At 68.8% G+C, this 15,729-nt stretch carries 16 protein-coding genes and 1 tRNA gene; 15 read left to right on the top strand and 2 right to left on the bottom strand.

The features are described 5' to 3' along the window. The first annotated feature begins 7 nt into the window (after window positions 1–7). From ACOGXE_RS04825 to ACOGXE_RS04815, 3 genes are read left to right on the top strand one after another with little or no spacing between them, the layout of a single operon-like run. The gene (locus ACOGXE_RS04825; RefSeq protein WP_419932817.1) at window positions 8–796 is read left to right on the top strand and encodes a TatD family hydrolase; all 789 of its coding nucleotides are present in this window, start codon (window positions 8–10) and stop codon (window positions 794–796) included. Beyond that, the gene (gene rsmA / locus ACOGXE_RS04820; RefSeq protein ID WP_419932816.1) at window positions 793–1,671 is read left to right on the top strand and encodes a 16S rRNA (adenine(1518)-N(6)/adenine(1519)-N(6))-dimethyltransferase RsmA; all 879 of its coding nucleotides are present in this window, start codon (window positions 793–795) and stop codon (window positions 1,669–1,671) included. The genes ACOGXE_RS04825 and rsmA overlap by 4 nt, the downstream gene beginning before the upstream one ends. 7 nt (window positions 1,672–1,678) lie before the next feature. Then, on the top strand, window positions 1,679–2,533 hold the full coding sequence (locus ACOGXE_RS04815; RefSeq protein WP_419932815.1) for a 4-(cytidine 5'-diphospho)-2-C-methyl-D-erythritol kinase: 855 nt from the start codon (window positions 1,679–1,681) through the stop codon (window positions 2,531–2,533). Between the two features lie 30 nt (window positions 2,534–2,563). Here ACOGXE_RS04815 and ACOGXE_RS04810 read toward each other — a convergent pair whose 3' ends face one another. After that, entirely contained in the window at window positions 2,564–2,659 is a 96-nt protein-coding gene (locus tag ACOGXE_RS04810) for a 30S ribosomal protein bS22 (protein ID WP_323671112.1), read from the bottom strand. A gap of 118 nt (window positions 2,660–2,777) precedes the next feature. On the opposite strand from ACOGXE_RS04810, the gene ACOGXE_RS04805 reads away from it, so the two are divergent. The 10 genes from ACOGXE_RS04805 (at window position 2,778) to ACOGXE_RS04760 (ending at window position 13,240) form a co-directional block, all read left to right on the top strand. Beyond that, a tRNA-Gln gene (locus tag ACOGXE_RS04805) sits at window positions 2,778–2,849 on the top strand. Between the two features lie 29 nt (window positions 2,850–2,878). Beyond that, complete coding sequence (locus tag ACOGXE_RS04800; protein WP_419932814.1) at window positions 2,879–3,655, top strand: NTP transferase domain-containing protein; 777 nt, start codon at window positions 2,879–2,881, stop codon at window positions 3,653–3,655. 184 nt (window positions 3,656–3,839) lie between these two features. After that, window positions 3,840–4,823 (top strand): ribose-phosphate diphosphokinase, encoded by a 984-nt coding sequence (locus ACOGXE_RS04795; RefSeq protein ID WP_419932813.1) that lies wholly within the window; start codon window positions 3,840–3,842, stop codon window positions 4,821–4,823. Between the two features lie 58 nt (window positions 4,824–4,881). Then, complete coding sequence (locus ACOGXE_RS04790; RefSeq protein ID WP_419932812.1) at window positions 4,882–5,523, top strand: 50S ribosomal protein L25; 642 nt, start codon at window positions 4,882–4,884, stop codon at window positions 5,521–5,523. A 62-nt stretch (window positions 5,524–5,585) separates the two neighbouring features. Next, the gene (gene pth / locus ACOGXE_RS04785; RefSeq protein WP_419932811.1) at window positions 5,586–6,173 is read left to right on the top strand and encodes an aminoacyl-tRNA hydrolase; all 588 of its coding nucleotides are present in this window, start codon (window positions 5,586–5,588) and stop codon (window positions 6,171–6,173) included. Next, window positions 6,170–9,877, top strand: coding sequence for a transcription-repair coupling factor (gene mfd, locus ACOGXE_RS04780; protein WP_419932810.1), 3,708 nt, complete (start codon window positions 6,170–6,172; stop codon window positions 9,875–9,877). The genes pth and mfd overlap by 4 nt, the downstream gene beginning before the upstream one ends. 31 nt (window positions 9,878–9,908) lie before the next feature. Then, a complete protein-coding gene (locus ACOGXE_RS04775) occupies window positions 9,909–10,931 on the top strand; it encodes a hypothetical protein (RefSeq protein ID WP_419932809.1) in 1,023 nt (340 codons plus the stop codon). A gap of 24 nt (window positions 10,932–10,955) precedes the next feature. Then, window positions 10,956–11,450, top strand: coding sequence for a MazG nucleotide pyrophosphohydrolase domain-containing protein (locus ACOGXE_RS04770; RefSeq protein WP_419932808.1), 495 nt, complete (start codon window positions 10,956–10,958; stop codon window positions 11,448–11,450). 67 nt (window positions 11,451–11,517) lie between these two features. Beyond that, window positions 11,518–12,813: a phosphopyruvate hydratase gene (gene eno / locus ACOGXE_RS04765; protein WP_419932807.1), complete on the top strand. Its 1,296-nt coding sequence runs from the start codon at window positions 11,518–11,520 to the stop codon at window positions 12,811–12,813. A 10-nt stretch (window positions 12,814–12,823) separates the two neighbouring features. Then, complete coding sequence (locus ACOGXE_RS04760) at window positions 12,824–13,240, top strand: FtsB family cell division protein (protein ID WP_419932806.1); 417 nt, start codon at window positions 12,824–12,826, stop codon at window positions 13,238–13,240. Between the two features lie 18 nt (window positions 13,241–13,258). On the opposite strand, the gene ACOGXE_RS04755 is transcribed toward ACOGXE_RS04760, so the two are convergent. Beyond that, complete coding sequence (locus tag ACOGXE_RS04755; protein ID WP_419932805.1) at window positions 13,259–13,846, bottom strand: TetR/AcrR family transcriptional regulator; 588 nt, start codon at window positions 13,844–13,846, stop codon at window positions 13,259–13,261. Between the two features lie 165 nt (window positions 13,847–14,011). Between ACOGXE_RS04755 and ACOGXE_RS04750 the strand changes: the two genes are divergently transcribed. Both ACOGXE_RS04750 and ACOGXE_RS04745 read left to right on the top strand, forming a co-directional pair. Then, window positions 14,012–14,482 (top strand): (2Fe-2S)-binding protein, encoded by a 471-nt coding sequence (locus ACOGXE_RS04750; RefSeq protein WP_419932804.1) that lies wholly within the window; start codon window positions 14,012–14,014, stop codon window positions 14,480–14,482. A gap of 13 nt (window positions 14,483–14,495) precedes the next feature. Next, a complete protein-coding gene (locus tag ACOGXE_RS04745) occupies window positions 14,496–15,323 on the top strand; it encodes an FAD binding domain-containing protein (protein WP_419932803.1) in 828 nt (275 codons plus the stop codon). The last annotated feature ends 406 nt before the right edge of the window (window positions 15,324–15,729 follow it).

The raw sequence follows: 15,729 nt of genomic DNA, 5'->3' as shown, positions 1-15,729 counted from the left end.
GCTCGTCATGAACACCGGAGCCGACGCCGACGTCTGGATCGACAGCCATTGCCACCTGTGGGACAACGGCGACGAGCTCGTCGCGGAGGCACGCCGGGAGGGCGTGGCGTGGGTCGTGGACATCGGCACCGATGTCGAGCGCAGCATCGCGGCACTGGAACGAGCGCGGACGCTGCCGGGCGTCGCTGCCACGATCGGGCTGCACCCCCACGACGCGGACGAGGGGCCGGCGGCCCTCGATGCGCTCGAGCAGCTGATCGCCGCCGGCGAGACGCCGGTCGCGATCGGCGAATGCGGGTTGGACTACTACTACGAGCATTCTGATCGGGCCAGCCAGCGCGAGGCGTTCGGCGCCCAGATCGCGCTGGCGCACCGCTACGGGCTGGCGCTGGTGATCCACAGCCGGGATGCGTGGGAGGACACCTTCGATGTGCTCGACGCCGAGGGCGTGCCCGAGCGCACCGTGTTCCATTGCTTCACCGGGGGCCCCGACGAGGCCCGTGCAGCGCTGGACCGGGGCGCGTCGGTGTCGTTCAGCGGCATCGTGTCGTTCCGCAACGCGTCGGAGATCCGGGATGCGGCAGCGCTCGTTCCTGCCGACAGCTATCTCATCGAGACCGACGCGCCGTACCTCGCACCTGTGCCCAAGCGGGGAAAGAAAAACCGGCCGAGCTGGGTGCGCTTCGTGGGTGAGGCAGTGGCGGCGGCACGAGGTGTACCAGCCGGCCAGGTGGCTGCGGAGACGACCGCCAATGCTGTGCGCGTCTTCGGGCTGGACGAGCCTGCGGCTCCGTGACGGACCGGCTGCTGAGGTTGCCCGCCGTCAAGGAACTGCTAGAGCGGGCGGGCACAGCGCCACGCCGCAGTCTCGGCCAGAACTTCGTGATCGATCCGAACACTGTTCGCCGCATTGCCCGCTTGGCGGGCATCGGGCCCGGCGACCGGGTCGTCGAGATCGGTGCCGGGCTCGGCTCGCTGACCGTGGCGCTGGCAGCGACCGGTGCCGAGGTCGTCGCAGTGGAAACCGACGGTCACCTCGTGCCGCTCCTGCATGAGGTGGTGGGATCGATCACGGCTGATGGAGAGTCGGGCGGCGCCGCGGCGGGCCCCGTACAGGTCGTACACGCCGACGCCCGGCGCATGGACTGGGAGGCTCTGCTGCCAGGGACCGGGTGGCATCTGGTGGCGAACCTGCCGTACAACATTGCGACATCGGTGGTGCTGACCGTGCTGGACGAGGTACCGGCCGTCACCCGGCTGTTCGTCATGTGCCAGCGCGAGGCCGCCGAGCGGCTGGCTGCTGCGCCCGGCAGCGGCGCCTACGGCGCCGTGTCGGTGCGGGTCGCGGTCCACGCTGATGCCGAGCTGGCTGGGGCAGTGCCGGCCACGGTCTTCTATCCCCGGCCGGAAGTGGAATCGGCGCTGGTGCGCATCGTTCGCCGTGTCCCATCCATGCAGCCCGATCTGCGCGCAGAGGTCAACCGGCTCGTGACTGCAGCCTTCGCGCATCGTCGCCAGATGCTGCGCCGGACCCTGCGCAGCGCCTTCGATGACGCGGACAGAGCACTGGTCGCAGCGGGTGTGAATCCGACCGATCGCCCCGAGCGTCTCGGGCTCGCCGAATGGGTACGACTCGCCGAGGCCTCGCTGGCAACCGCGGCAGAGAGCTGAGTCCGCGGTGGCAACCGACACCCAGGCGGTCCGGCTGCTGGCGCCGGCGAAGCTGACGGTCCGGCTGCGGATCACCGGCATCCGGTCCGACGGCTACCACCTCATCGATGCCGAGATGGTGACACTCGATCTATGCGATGAAATCATCGTGCACCACAGCTCGGCATCGTCGGTCGAGATCGTGCCGGCGCCCGCCACGCGCGACGGCACGGGCGCGGTGCTCGACTGGGATGTTCCCACCGATCGTTCGAACCTGGTGATCCGGGCGCTGGAGCTCGCCGGCCGCGCCGCCCACGTCGAGGTCCGCAAGCGCATCCCGCCCGGCGCGGGACTCGGCGGGGGGTCAGCCGACGCAGCCGCCGTGCTCCGCTGGGCGAACCGGATGACTGCCGCGCACACCGCCGGCGCCGCCACAACCGGCGCAGGGCCTCGCCCGCACCCGCCCGCCATCGTCACCCCGCAGCAGGCAGCGGTGCTTGGCGCAGATGTGCCGTTTTGCCTCGTCGGCGGCCGTGCTCGCGTGACAGGAGTCGGCGAGATCGTCGAGCCGCTCGGTTTCCGGCATCAGTCCTTCGTGCTGTGGACACCGCCGATCGAAGCCGACACGGCGACCGTGTACCGCAAGTGGGATGAGCTGGGCGGCCCGAGCGGCGACACCAACGACCTCGAGCCCGCCGCGCTCGCCGCCTATCCCGAGCTTGCCGCCTGGCGCGATGAGATCGCTGCCCGCACCGGGAGAGTGCCGCAACTGGCTGGCAGCGGCGCCACCTGGTTCATCCCCGCGCCCTTCGGCACCGGCGCAGAGCTGCCGAGAATCCGTGACACCAGTGCGACCGAGGCACAGGCCGTCGGCCGGCTCTAGCTGGTGCAGGCTGGCCCGGCAGCGGCAGGGTCAGCGGTTGCGACGTTGGTAGCGCGTGCGCCGCAGCATCTTGCGGTGCTTCTTCTTGCGCATCCGCTTGCGGCGCTTCTTGACCAGCGATCCCATGGAGAGCCGAACGCTACCGCCTCAGAGCGGCCCTGCGACGAGTCAAATCCGTGACGATGGCGCCGAAGCCGGTCGCTACCCTCGACCTGCAGGCAACCGCCTGCGGCGACAGGCGCTATCGGGGATCGTTCAATTGGTAGGACATCGGGTTTTGGTCCCGGCAATGGAGGTTCGAGTCCTCCTCCCCGAACCCAGCGGTTCCCGCATCAGACCGGCACGATGCCCTCAGACGTGATGACGCCTCCTTGTGCAGCCATCGTGTTGGCGGCTGGGGCCGGCACCCGCATGGACTCTGACCTGCCGAAGCCGCTGCATTCCGTCGCCGGCCGTGCCATAGTGCTGCGCGTCCTCGATGCCCTGGTCGGTGTCGACGCTGCGCCGATCGTGGTGGTAGTCGGGCACGGCGAAGCCCAGGTTCGCGCGGCGGTTCGGGCCGAGGCCCCCCAAGCCGACCGGCTGGTGTTCGCGACCCAGCACATCCAGCTCGGCACCGGCGATGCGGCAAGCGTGGGACTGTCGGCCTTGGGGCAGAGCCCTGAGCCGGGCGATGTCCTGGTGCTGCCGGGCGACACACCGTTGCTTCGAGCAGTGACACTGCGTCAGGTCGTTTCCGAGCGCCGCCGCGTCGACGCGGCGGCCAGCGTGCTGACGGCTCACGTCGGTGACCCCGCCGGGTACGGGCGAATCGTGCGCGCCGACGGGTTGATCAAGATCGTGGAGCACCGCGACGCCTCGCCATCGCAACTGCGCATCAGCGAGATCAATGCAGGCGTCTACTGCTTTCGCACCCCGCTGCTGCGTGAGGCGTTGTCGGGGCTGAGCCCGCAGAACGCTCAGTCGGAATACAACCTGCCCGATGCCATCGGCGTGCTCGCCCGAGGAGGTGAGACGATCTCGGCGGTGACGGCCTTAGACCCGGTCGAAGCGCTGGGCGTGAACGATGCCGACCAACTCGTCGCCTGCGAGGCAGCGCTGGCTGCACGAACGGGCTGCTGAGCACCCGCTGGGCACCGATATGGGTTGAAACTCCGGGGTTCCGCTCGTGCGGTCGGGTAGCCTCAAAACTGTCGCCGGACTGCTGAACATGCCGCCACAACCCATTGCCGAGCGTTCCGCCCAGCCTTCAGGTGCTGCTGCGTCGAGCACGGCGCCCAGGGGACTGCTGCGAAGGGAACACGCAATGGAGCTGGTCACCAAGAAGCGCCTGCACCTGTTCAGCGGACGGGCGAATCCTGAACTGGCTACCGAGATTGCAGATCAGCTGGGCGTGGAGCTCGGCGACCCCGGGCTCATCGACTTCGCCAACGGCGAGATCAAGTGCAAGTTCGCCGAGTCGATCCGCGGCGGCGATGTGTTCGTCATCCAGAGCCATGCCGCCTGCGAGACCATGAGCACCAACGACGCGATCATGGAGCAGCTCATCATGGTCGATGCCGCGCGGCGTGCTTCGGCCAAGCGCATCACAGCTGTGGCGCCGTTGTACGGGTACGCCCGCCAGGATCGCAAGGCGGCCGGCCGCGAGCCGATCACCGCGCGCCTGCTGGCCGACTTGTTCACCGTGGCCGGGGCCGAGCGCCTCGTGTCGATCGACCTGCACAGCGGCCAGATCCAGGGCTTCTTCGACGGTCCGGTGGATCATCTGACCGCTGCGCCCGTGCTCATCGACTACCTGTCCGGCGTCATGGGCCCTGACTCGGTGATCGTGTCCCCTGACACCGGCCGCGTGAAGGTGGCAGAGCGCTACGCGACCCGGCTCGGCTGCGATGTCGCGTCCATCTACAAGCGTCGCGCAACCGACAACGCCAACGAATCGGAGGCCCTCGGCATCATGGGCGAGGTGGCGGGTCGCACCTGCGTGATCATCGACGACATGATCGACACGGCCGGCACCATCTGCTCGGCCACCGAGACGCTGGTGGCCAACGGCGCCGCCGACGTGATGTGTGCGAGCACGCACGGCTTGTTCTCCGAACCCGCTGTCGACCGCTTGAAGAACTCCTCGCTGAGCCAGGTCATCGTGACCAACACGGTGCCGATTCCCAGCTCCAAGCAGTTCGACAAGCTGGTGGTGCTCAGCGTCGCGGGCATATTTGCCGACGCCCTTGAGTCGGTGTTCGAGGATGCGTCGGTGTCGGAGATCTTCGACGGCCAGAACCTGTTCTGAGACCCGTAGGCTTGCCTGCCGCTCGCGCGGCAGGCATCCGAACGGTGAGGGATTCGCGATGGAACAGCTGAAGCTCATTGCTGAGACCCGTCATGCAACCGGCTCGGGGCCGTCACGGCGCCTGCGCGCTGAGGGCAAGATTCCGGCGGTGATCTACGGCCACGGCAGCGAGCCCGTGTCGATCACGCTGGACCGCCTGCGGTTCAGGGCTGCGCTGAACGCCGCCGGTCCCAACGCGATCATCACCCTCGAAGTCGACGGCGCGAACCATCTCACCATCGTCAAGGACATGCAGCGCGATTCCATCGCCAACCGCGTCACGCATGTCGATTTCCTGCTCATCTCGCTCGACGAGCGCCTCGTGGTGGATGTGCCGGTCCGGCTTGTCGGCGAAGCGGTACAAGCCGGCCGCGAAGGTGCGGTGGTGCAGCAGCAGCTGATGTCGCTGCACGTCGAGTCGCCCGCTGGGGTGATCCCCCCGGCCCTTGACGTGAGCGTGGAGTCGCTCTCGCTGGAGAACCCGATCCGTGTCAGCGATCTCGCCCTGCCCGTGGGCATGGAGAGCCTGCTCGACGGCGACACGCTGGTGGCGATCGCCCAACGGACGCGGGCTGCCGTCGCAGCCGAGCAGCTCGACGACGAGGGCGAGGTTGTCGAGGCCGAAGAGGGCGACGACGCCGACGCCGACGACGAGGACTGAACGTCCGCGTGTCCGTGTTCCGCCGGGCGGCCGCGCGGCGGGGAACAGCCGCAGACTGGCTGGTGGTAGGTCTCGGTAACCCTCCCGAGCGCTTCGCAGGAACCCGTCACAATGTCGGTGTCGAGGCCACCGAGCGCTGGGCTTCGGTGCTCCGGTGCGAGTTGGCCGCTCAGCGGCGAGAGCAGGCTCGCGTCGGGGCGGCGACGGTCGGCACGCTCCGTGTCACGCTTGCGTGCCCCACCACCTTCATGAATGAGAGCGGTCGCAGCGTCGGCGTGCTGGTCAAGCGCCATGGCATCACCGATCCGTCACGACTTGTCGTGATCCACGACGAGCTCGACCTCGAGCCCGGCCAGGCGCGGCTCAAGGCTGGTGGGGGCACCGCCGGTCACAACGGCCTGGCGTCGATCGCCAACCAGCTCGGTACGCGGGACTTCACGCGGCTGCGTATCGGCATCGGCAAGCCCCCACGGCCCGAAGCCGGCAGGAAGTGGGTGCTGCAGCGACCCACGCGCCACGAGGAACCCATGATCGATGCAGCACTGGACCTCGCGGTGACGGGACTCGACGTGCTCGTGCGCGAGGGCATCGAAGCGGCCATGAACATCACGAATGCCCGTCGGCGCAGACCGGAATCCCCAGCGCAGTGACATCGACGCATGCGGCACCGCTGCGGGCACTGACCGAACGCCTCGGCAACGACCAGGGTTTCGTGTCGATGCTGGGGCGGTCGTCTGGCTCGATTGCCGTCGCCCCCGGAGCCCGCCCATTTGTCACTGCGGGCCTGGCGACCTTGGGATCGAGGACGCCCGTGGTCGTCGTGACGGCGACAGCTCACGAGGCCGAGCGCTACGCCGAGGATCTGGGCACGTGGCTGGGGGAGCAGCACGTAGCGCTGTTCGCGGCGTGGGAGACGCTGCCCTTCGAGCGCGTCAGCCCGGCGACCGAGACCATGGGTCGTCGGCTGGAGGTGCTGGAAGCGCTGAAGGCGGGAACCGGCACCGGCGGGGTTGCGCCCGAGGCGCCGATTCCCGAGGTGCCGGTTCCAGAAGTGATTGTGGCCCCGATTCGAGCGTTGCTGCAGCGGCTCAGCCCCGACGCGTGTGCTCCGGCGGCATCGGTGATGAGCGTGACACGAGGCGACCGGTGCGACCTCGGCAAGGTCGTGTCGCAGCTCGTGGCGTGGGGCTATCGGCGGGAGCATCAAGTCGAGCACCGCGGCGAGATTGCGGTGCGCGGCGGGATCGTGGACGTCTTCTGCCCGACGGCTGACGCACCGGTGCGCATCGATCTCTGGGGCGACGAGGTGGACCGTCTCACGCAGTTCTCGGTGGCCGATCAACGTTCGGTGGCGGAGCTGGATGGGGTTCGGCTGTATCCAGCACGCGAGATGCGTCCCAATGCCGTGATGCGAGAGCGGGCCGCGGCGCTGGCTGTCGACGAACCGTGGTGCTCCGAGCACATGGAGCGCCTGGCCAGGGGCGAGCTCTTCGACGGGATGGAGTCGTGGCTGCCGTGGCTCAGCCCGGATGAGATCGTGCTGCCGGATCTGCTTGGCCCCGACGCGCTGGTGTTGCTGTGTGAGCCGCGGCGGCTCGCTGACCGCGCTGCTGACATCACTGCGGAAACCGATGATCTCACCCGCTCGCTGGCAGTGACGTGGGGTCTGCGGAGCCCGGGTGGTGCAGACGCGGACGACGACAGTGCTGATGACTGGGCCCCGTTCCCGTCGCTGCATGTCGCATTCGACCGGGTGCTGGCCCGCTGCCGCGCAGCGGTCTGGTCGGTGGATACCACGGCGGCGCCCACTGCGGACGGTCACCCTGGACCGCAGGTCGCCACTGAGCCGTGGGTGCCCGCTGCGGGTGATCCCCTGCGCCTCGTGGCGCAGCTGCGGCGCTTGGTACTGGGAGCGGAGCGACCAGGTGTGGCAGCAGCGGAGCGACCAGGTGTGGCAGCAGCGGAGCGACCAGGTGTGGCAGCAGCGGAGCGGCCAGGTGTGGCAGCAGCGGAGCGGCCAGGTGTGGCAGCAGCGGAGCGACCGATTGTTGTCGTGGCCGCCGACGGGGACGGCTCGGCTGTCCGGCTCGCTGACACGCTCAGCGCGCACGAGGTCCCGCTGCGCCTGCATTCGGGGCCCGGCAGCTTCAGGCCGGCACCAGGCGGTCATGTCGTGACGGCACCGGTCGAGGGTGGCTTCATAGCGCCTGTTGCCGGTGTGGCGGTCTTGCCCGAGGCAGAGTTCACCGGGCGCCGCCGCGTGCACCGTGCAGCCCGGCGGCGGACGGGCGTGGTGCCGTCATTCGAAGATCTGAGCATCGGCGACTTCGTGGTCCACCACCATCACGGCATCGCCCGATATGCAGGGCTCGTCCGGCGGGCCTTCGGCGACGATGAACGTGACTACCTCGAGCTGGAGTTCCGGGGAACGGATCGGCTCTACCTGCCCACCGAGCAGATCGACTTCATCCGCCCGTACATCGGCGGGGAGACGCCCCGGCTCAGCCGCATGGGCGGCAGCGACTTCCAGCGCCAGAAGGCCAAGGTGCGCGCGGCCGTGGCCGAGATCGCCCAAGAGCTGGTGGTGCTGTACCAGCGGCGCATCACCACGCTGGGCAACACGTTCGACCCCGAGGGCCTCGGCATGGCCGAGCTGGCCGAGAGCTTCGCCTACATGCCCACTCCCGATCAGCGCCGCACGATCGACGAGGTGCTGGCGGACATGTCCGAGCCCACGCCTATGGATCGGCTCGTGTGCGGCGATGTCGGCTTCGGCAAGACGGAGGTGGCTGTACGGGCGGCGTTCTGCGCGGTGAGCGCCGGCAAGCAAGCAGCGGTGCTGGTGCCGACCACGCTGCTGGCCCAGCAGCACCACCAGACGTTCGCTGAGCGCTACGCCGATCACCCCGTCCGGGTCGAGGTGCTCAGCCGCTTTCTCACACCCGCCGAGCAGCGCGCGGTGGTGGCCGGGGTCGCCGACGGCACCGTCGATGTGGTGATCGGCACGCACCGGCTGCTGTCGGGCGACGTCAAGTTCAAGAACCTGGGTCTGCTGGTGGTCGACGAGGAACAGCGCTTCGGCGTGAGCCACAAGGAGGCGATCAAGCACCTGCGCGCCGAGGTCGATGTGCTGACGCTGACGGCCACCCCCATTCCCCGCACGCTCGAGATGGCCCTCACCGGTATCCGGGACCTGTCGCTGCTGCAGACGCCCCCAGCCGAGCGTCAGCCCATCCTCACCCACGTCGGCCCCTACGACGAGCGTGCCGTGAGCGAGGCCATCCGACGGGAGCTCCTGCGCGAGGGCCAGGTGTTCTTCGTGCACAACCGGGTCGCCGACATCGATGTGGTTGCTGCGGGCCTGGCAGAACTGGTGCCCGAGGCGCGCATCGCCGTGGCGCACGGCCAGATGGACGAGGGCACGCTCGAGCAGATCGTGATCGACTTCTGGGCGGGCGCCTACGACGTGCTGGTCTGCACGACCATCATCGAGTCGGGCATCGACATGCCGAGCGTGAACACGCTGGTCGTGGACCGGGCTGACCTGCTGGGGCTCGGACAGCTTCACCAGATCCGTGGACGCGTGGGTCGGTCGGGACAGCGCGCGTACGCGTACCTGTTCCACCCCGAGGGCCGTTCGCTGTCCGAGGAGGCGTACGAGCGGCTGCGCACGATCGGCGAGTCCACCGAGCTGGGCTCGGGTTATCGCATCGCCATGCGCGACCTCCAGCTGCGTGGCGCCGGCAACCTGCTCAGCGGCGTGCAGTCGGGGCACATTGCGGCAGTCGGCTACGACCTCTACTGCGAACTGGTCAGCGAGGCCGTCGCCTCCTTGAACGGCGAGACACCCCCCCAGCCAGCCGAGATCGTCATCGATCTGCCGCTCGTGGCGCACCTTCCCGAGGACTATGTGGCTGACGAGACGGGACGTCTGGAGGCGTATCGCCGTCTCGGAGCCGTGGCCGAGCTGGTCGAGGTGGCCGACATCGAAGCCGAGTGGATCGACCGCTACGGGCCCATCCCGGAGGCTGCGCAGACGCTGTTGCACATAGCGCTGCTGCGTGCCGAGTGCCACCGGCTCGACATGCGAACCGTGGCCTTCGCTCCCGGCCACGACGGCGGGCGGGTTCGCTTGGGGCCGCTGACGCTGACGGCGAGTGAGGAACTGCGCATGCAGCGCATCTGCGCGGGCACGCCGTTCAGTGCAGCGCGGTACAAGGCCGACGTGGGCGAAGTTCAGCTGTCGGTGCGGGCGCTGAAGCCGGCCGCGATCGGGCATCTGTTCGCGTTCTGCCAGCAGTTGCGGCCGCCGGCCGCCTCGGGGTGCGGCACCGCCGACGCGGCAAGCACCTAGCCTGCCTCCAGTGCGTGCCCAGAGGAGTCCCATGTCCCGACGAGCTGTGTTGTTGGCTCCACTGGTGCTCGTGGCGCTGCTGTCGCTCGCATGCGCCGATGACGGCAACGTCGTCACCATCCACACAGGGCTGGACCCCGAAGTCGTCGCCACGACCGGTCAAACCGGCTTGGACCCCGAAGTCGCCGAGGTACTCGACACCGACGACGACGGCGTGGTGTCACGGGAGCGGGCTGAACGCGACGCGGCACGAGTCGCGCAGGAACTCGCGTACCAAGCGGTGTTCGCCGACGATGCTGCTGTGGCGGCAAGCTTCCCGGGCGGGCAGCTGCTCATCGGCGATGTGCGCGCCAACATCTTGGATTCGCCCATCACGCTCATGGACGACCCGGAGAACCCGACACACGAGGAGTTCGTGTCCCGGCTCACGTCGATGATCCAGCTGCGTCTGGCCGGAGTGGCACTGGACGAATTGGGCTTCCCGGTCGACATCTCGGTCGCCGACGCCGAGATCAATGCACAGGTGCAGGCGCACCTCGAGGGTGCCTTCGAGGAGTACGCGCAGCAGCGCAGTATCGAAGAAGACCCGAGCATCGAACGGTTGGCGACGCCTCACTGCGTGGGCGCATTGGCCGTGACATCCGAAGTCGACGCCGCAGCTGCCTCCGAGCGCGTGCAGGCCGGGGATGCGTTCGGCGATGTTGCTGCGGCGGTCAACTTGCCCGGTCTCACCGAGACCGACGGCACCATCGGCTGCGGTCTGCCCTTCGACCTGCGACTGCCCAGCGAGCTGACGCTGGCGCTGCTCGAACTGGAGCTTGGCGAGCTGACCGAGCCGCTCCTGCTGCCGTCCACAGCGAGCCCGACCGGCGAGCTCTGGGTGGTGCTGCATTTGGACTCGCTGGACACCGATGCGATCGATCTCTCGTCGATCGGGCCGTTCGCGGGCCGTCTGCTGACGGAGATCATGCCGACCTACGAGGTGAGCGTCGCACCGGCGCTCGGCGCATGGAGCGCCGACAACCTGCGCGTGGCGCTGCCGCTCGTGCCGTGAGTCAGGGCTGGCGCGGGAGCCGTCGTGGCCGGTGAGCACACCACCGGTGAGCAACCAGACCTCGGGCATCGATTGGTGTCGCTTCACGAGGTGATCACCAGGTTGCGTCGCGAATGCCCGTGGGACCGGGTGCAGACGCACGCCACGCTCGCTCCATACGCACTCGATGAGGCCTCGGAGCTCGCCGAGGCGCTGCAGGCGGCGTCCGAAGCGCTGGCCGGTGACGCGCACCAGGCGGCTACGGCCATCGAAGATCTGGTCTCTGAGCTCGGCGATGTGCTGCTGCAGGTCCTGATGAATGCTGCGATCGGCGAGGAGGCGGGCACGTTCACCCTGGTTGAGGTGCTGGAGACCGTCGAGGCCAAGATGCTGCGCCGCCATCCCCATGTGTTCCAGCGCGATCCGAACGCTCCCGAACCCAGTGATGCCGAGCTCTCGGTGCAATGGGAGGCGATCAAGGCCGCCGAGCGTGAGGCTCGGGCCCGCCGCATCGCCGCGCGCGAAGCGCGCAAGGGCTAGCCGCGCACGGGCTAGCACAGCGCGAAGCGCGGAAGAACTGGCTGGCGCACCGGTACTCTCGCATTGCGTGACAGCGCACGCGTCCACGCAGATCGCCGGGGTGACCGGCCGCGAAGTCCTCGATTCCCGTGGCAATCCCACCACCGAGGCCGAGGTGCGGACCGCCGGCGGCGCTGTGGGCCGCGCCATCGTGCCTTCGGGTGCCTCCACCGGTCAGTTTGAGGCGGTCGAGCTACGCGACGGCGGCCCGCGCTATGGCGGCAAGGGAGTCGCCGTGGCCGTGGGGCACGTGAACGGCGAGATCGCCGAGGCGCTCACGGGTCTCGACGCCGTCGATCAGCGGCAGGTCGACGGCACGCTGATCGAGCTCGACGCGACCATGAACAAGGCCCGTTTGGGCGCGAACGCTGTGCTGGCTGCCTCTCTGGCAACGGCGCACGCGGCGGCAGCGGCGTTGGGCCTGCCGCTCTACCGCCACGTCGGCGGAGCCAACGCGCATGTGCTGCCGACGCCGATGATGAACGTCATCAACGGCGGCGAGCACGCCGACAACAACGTCGACCTGCAGGAGTTCATGATCGTCCCGGTTGGGGCGGCGTCGTACTCCGAGGCCCTGCGGTGGGGCACCGAGACGTACCACGTGCTGCGCGGCGTCCTGCGCTCCCGCGGCCTGTCGACGGCGGTGGGCGACGAGGGCGGGTTCGCACCCGATCTGGAATCCAACGAGGCGGCGCTCGCGTTGCTGATCGAGGCGATCAGCGAAGCCGGCTTCGAGCCGGGCGTCGACATGGCGCTTGCGCTCGATGTGGCGTCCACCGAGTTCTACGCCGACGGCGTGTACACCCTGGCCGGCGAAGGACGCCAGCTCGACGCCGCCGGCTTTGCGCAGTACCTGGCCGACTTGTGCGAGCGCTACCCGATCTGCTCAGTCGAGGACGGCATGGCCGAGGATGACTGGGACGGCTGGTCCAGGCTCGGCGATCTGGTCGGCGACAGGGTGCAGCTCGTCGGCGATGACCTCTTCGTCACGAACATCGAGCGGCTGGGGCGCGGCATCGCAGCCGGCGTCGCCAACAGCGTGCTGGTGAAGGTCAATCAGATCGGCACGCTCACCGAGACGCTCGACGCTGTCGAGCTGGCGGGACGGTCTGGCTATACCGCGGTCATGTCGCACCGCTCGGGCGAGACCGAGGACACCACCATCGCCGATCTGGCCGTTGCCACCAACTGCGGGCAGATCAAGACCGGGGCGCCGGCGCGCTCGGATCGGGTCGCGAAGTACAACCGGCTGCTGCGGATAGAGGAAGAGCTCTCCCAGCTCGCCGCCTACCGGGGCGGCACCTCGCTTGCACGTGACTCATGAGCCCGTTTCCATGAGCTCAGGGTCTGCGAACTCAGAGCCTGCGAACACGTCGACGCAGAACCGCCATCGGGAGGGCCGACCCCGACCCCTGGCGGTGCTCGTGGGCCTGGTGATCGTCGTGAGCGCTGTCGGTCTCCTGGCGGTGCTGCTGTTCCCCTGGCAATCGCTGACGTCTCAGCGGCGCAGCATCGATCATGCCGCTGACACGCTCGAGCGGCTGCAGGCGGAGACGTCCCATTTGGCTGCCCAGGTGGCCGACGCCAAGGATCCGGTGGTGGTGGAGCGAATTGCGCGGGAGCAGCTCTCGCTCGTTCGCGAGGGCGACACCCTGTATCGCCTGAACGTGGATCCCGCCGACGTCATCACACTGCCTGCGGCGTGGCCGCTGCCCGGCGTGGCCCACCTGCTCGGCGACGGCGACGGTTGACGGCAGGCTCAGCCTCGGTCAGTCGGTCATGATCTGCAGAGCGCGGCCGATGATCGCTTCACGATGGGCATCGGGATCCACGCCGCTCTGGTCGAGTGACAGACGGATCGTGCCGACTGCGGCTGCTGCCCGGATCCGATCGGTGACGTCCGATGAGGATCCGGTGAGCCAGGCGAAGAGGTCTCTGGCCTGGCCTCGCAGTCGCTGACCGACGGTGCTCTGCTGAACATCGACATCGTCGGCGACGAGTCGGAACACGACGATGTCGCGGGCCAGCAGGTCGAAGTAGCGATCGAGCACCTCCCGCAGGGCTTTGGGCGTTCGCTCGAGTTCGGCCATCCGGGCGATGATCGCCTCGCCGTCGCGCTCCATCGGAGCCAAGACGCCAGCGAGCACATCCTCCTTGCCGGTGAAGTGGTAGTAGAGCGCCGCCGGCGTCAGGCCGAGCCCCGAGGTGAGCTGCCGGATCGACGTGCCGCGGTAGCCCTGCCGGGCGAACAGGTCACGGGCGCGCCGCAGGATCAAGGCACGTGTGTCGGGCGGCACCGGTTCGCCTGCGCGTTCCGGCGTGCCGCCAGTACCCGCTGGGGCCCCGTCGCCGGCCACATCGTCAAACTACTGCTGTGCCTGCGGGCCGCCTGTCCTCGTGTCTGCGCGCGCCTGCCGCATGGTGCATGATGGTGCGCGCTCGGCCCTGCGGGCCGTGTAGACAGACACCCGGCTTGGACGAGCGATTGCTCGGCCACGCGGTCGACCAGAAGAGGGGTCATTGTGGAGATCAGCGTCACTGTGAACGGCGAGACTCGTACCGGCGACGTCGAACCGCGCACGCTGCTCGTGTATTGGCTGCGGGACGACCTGCGGCTGACCGGCACGAACATCGGCTGCGACACGTCCTCGTGTGGCGCCTGCACGGTGCACGTGAACGGCGAATCAGTGAAGTCGTGCACGATGCTGGCAGTGCAGGCCGACGGCGAGGACATCTTGACCATCGAAGGCCTGGCGCCGTCTGACGACGAGCTGCATCCGATGCAGGAGGCTTTCCGCCAGAACCACGGCCTGCAGTGCGGTTACTGCACGCCTGGCATGGTCATGGCGGCGGTATCGCTGCTCGAGGAGAACCCTGACCCGTCCGAGCGTGAGGTCCGCCTGGGGCTGGAAGGGAACCTGTGCCGCTGCACTGGGTACCACAACATCGTCAAGTCAGTGCTGGCCTGCGCGGCCGGCGAGACGTCGGCCTGAGGGGAGCACAGCAATGATTCCTGCAGCATTCGACTACGTACGGGCCGGCGCCGCGGAGGAGGCCATTGCGCTGCTCGGCGAACACGGCGACGAGGCCAAGCTGCTGGCGGGCGGCCACTCGCTGCTGCCGATGATGAAGCTGCGCTTGGCAGTGCCGAGCGTGCTCGTGGACATCGGCCGTGTCGACGATCTCAGCTACATCAACGACGGCGGCGACCACATCGCTGTCGGCGCGCTGACCCGTCACCGCGCCCTGGAGACCAGCGAGCTGCTGGCGGCAGAATGCCCGCTGCTCGGCCATGTGGCCGGCGAGGTCGGCGACCCGCAGGTCCGCCACCGCGGCACCATCGGCGGTTCGCTGGCCCACTCCGATCCCGCGTCCGACCTTCCGGCGGCTGTGCTCGCACTGGGCGGCAGCCTCGTCGCCCAAGGCCCCAACGGCAGCCGTGAGATCTCGGCCGGTGATTTCTTCACCGGCTACTTCGAATCGGCGCTCGCGGATGACGAGATGCTGACCGAGATCCGGGTCCCGAAGGCCCCCGGCAGCGGCTGGAACTACCAGAAGTTCAACCGGCGGGCCCAGGACTGGGCGATCGTCGGCGCCGCTGCGGTGACCGTCAATGGCGGCACCAACGTGGCGCTGGTGAACATGGGCTCGGTGCCGTTGCGTGCCAGCGCGGTGGAGGCGGCGCTGGCAGGCGGGGCGTCAGCGGCTGAGGCCGCTGAGCAGGCCGCCGAGGGCACGGACGCCCCGACGGACCTGAACGCCACGCCGGACTACCGCAACCACCTCGCTCGCGTGCTCACCCGCCGCGCACTCGAGGCCGCCGGCCTCTCCTAGGGCGGCAGCCATCGGGCGGCATGGGATCGCTCGCAGCGCAGCGGCAGTGCTACTGCTGGCCGCACCCGTAGCAGCCAGTTGCGCAGACTCACCGCAAGGGGCTCTTGAGGTTCGGCCATCTGTCGTCGGATCGAGTGAAACCATTCCCGAGTCCTCGATGTCCGCGTCAACGGCTCTTTCCGACGCCACGGACGGGTTTGACTTCCCAGCCGGGTCCTGGTGGGCTGGGAAGCCCAGACGGGTCTTCGGCCTGCGTCGCAGGCCCTCGGGGCATCGCCGCCCGACGATGTGTGGCAGTCCCGCATTCGAGCGGCCTGCGATGCACCGATCTGGGAGCAGGATGGGGCGCGGCGGCTGGCCGAACAGTACGTCGCTGAGGATGGCGGAGATACAGAGTCGGTCAGGC

The sequence above is a fragment of the Candidatus Poriferisodalis sp. genome, assembly GCF_965208555.1.
GTDB lineage: Bacteria > Actinomycetota > Acidimicrobiia > Acidimicrobiales > Poriferisodalaceae > Poriferisodalis.
This window is presented reverse-complemented; position numbering and strand designations above follow the sequence as displayed.

Bases quoted from the DNA above. Each gene is read 5' to 3' on its own strand.
- ACOGXE_RS04825 (WP_419932817.1), top strand. From the start codon at position 8: ATGAACACCGGAGCCGACGCCGACGTCTGGATCGACAGCCATTGCCAC.
- ACOGXE_RS04810 (WP_323671112.1), bottom strand. From the start codon at position 2,659: ATGGGATCGCTGGTCAAGAAGCGCCGCAAGCGGATGCGCAAGAAGAAG.
- ACOGXE_RS04800 (WP_419932814.1), top strand. From the start codon at position 2,879: ATGCCCTCAGACGTGATGACGCCTCCTTGTGCAGCCATCGTGTTGGCG.
- ACOGXE_RS04795 (WP_419932813.1), top strand. From the start codon at position 3,840: ATGGAGCTGGTCACCAAGAAGCGCCTGCACCTGTTCAGCGGACGGGCG.
- ACOGXE_RS04790 (WP_419932812.1), top strand. From the start codon at position 4,882: ATGGAACAGCTGAAGCTCATTGCTGAGACCCGTCATGCAACCGGCTCG.
- ACOGXE_RS04775 (WP_419932809.1), top strand. From the start codon at position 9,909: ATGTCCCGACGAGCTGTGTTGTTGGCTCCACTGGTGCTCGTGGCGCTG.
- ACOGXE_RS04760 (WP_419932806.1), top strand. From the start codon at position 12,824: ATGAGCTCAGGGTCTGCGAACTCAGAGCCTGCGAACACGTCGACGCAG.
- ACOGXE_RS04745 (WP_419932803.1), top strand. From the start codon at position 14,496: ATGATTCCTGCAGCATTCGACTACGTACGGGCCGGCGCCGCGGAGGAG.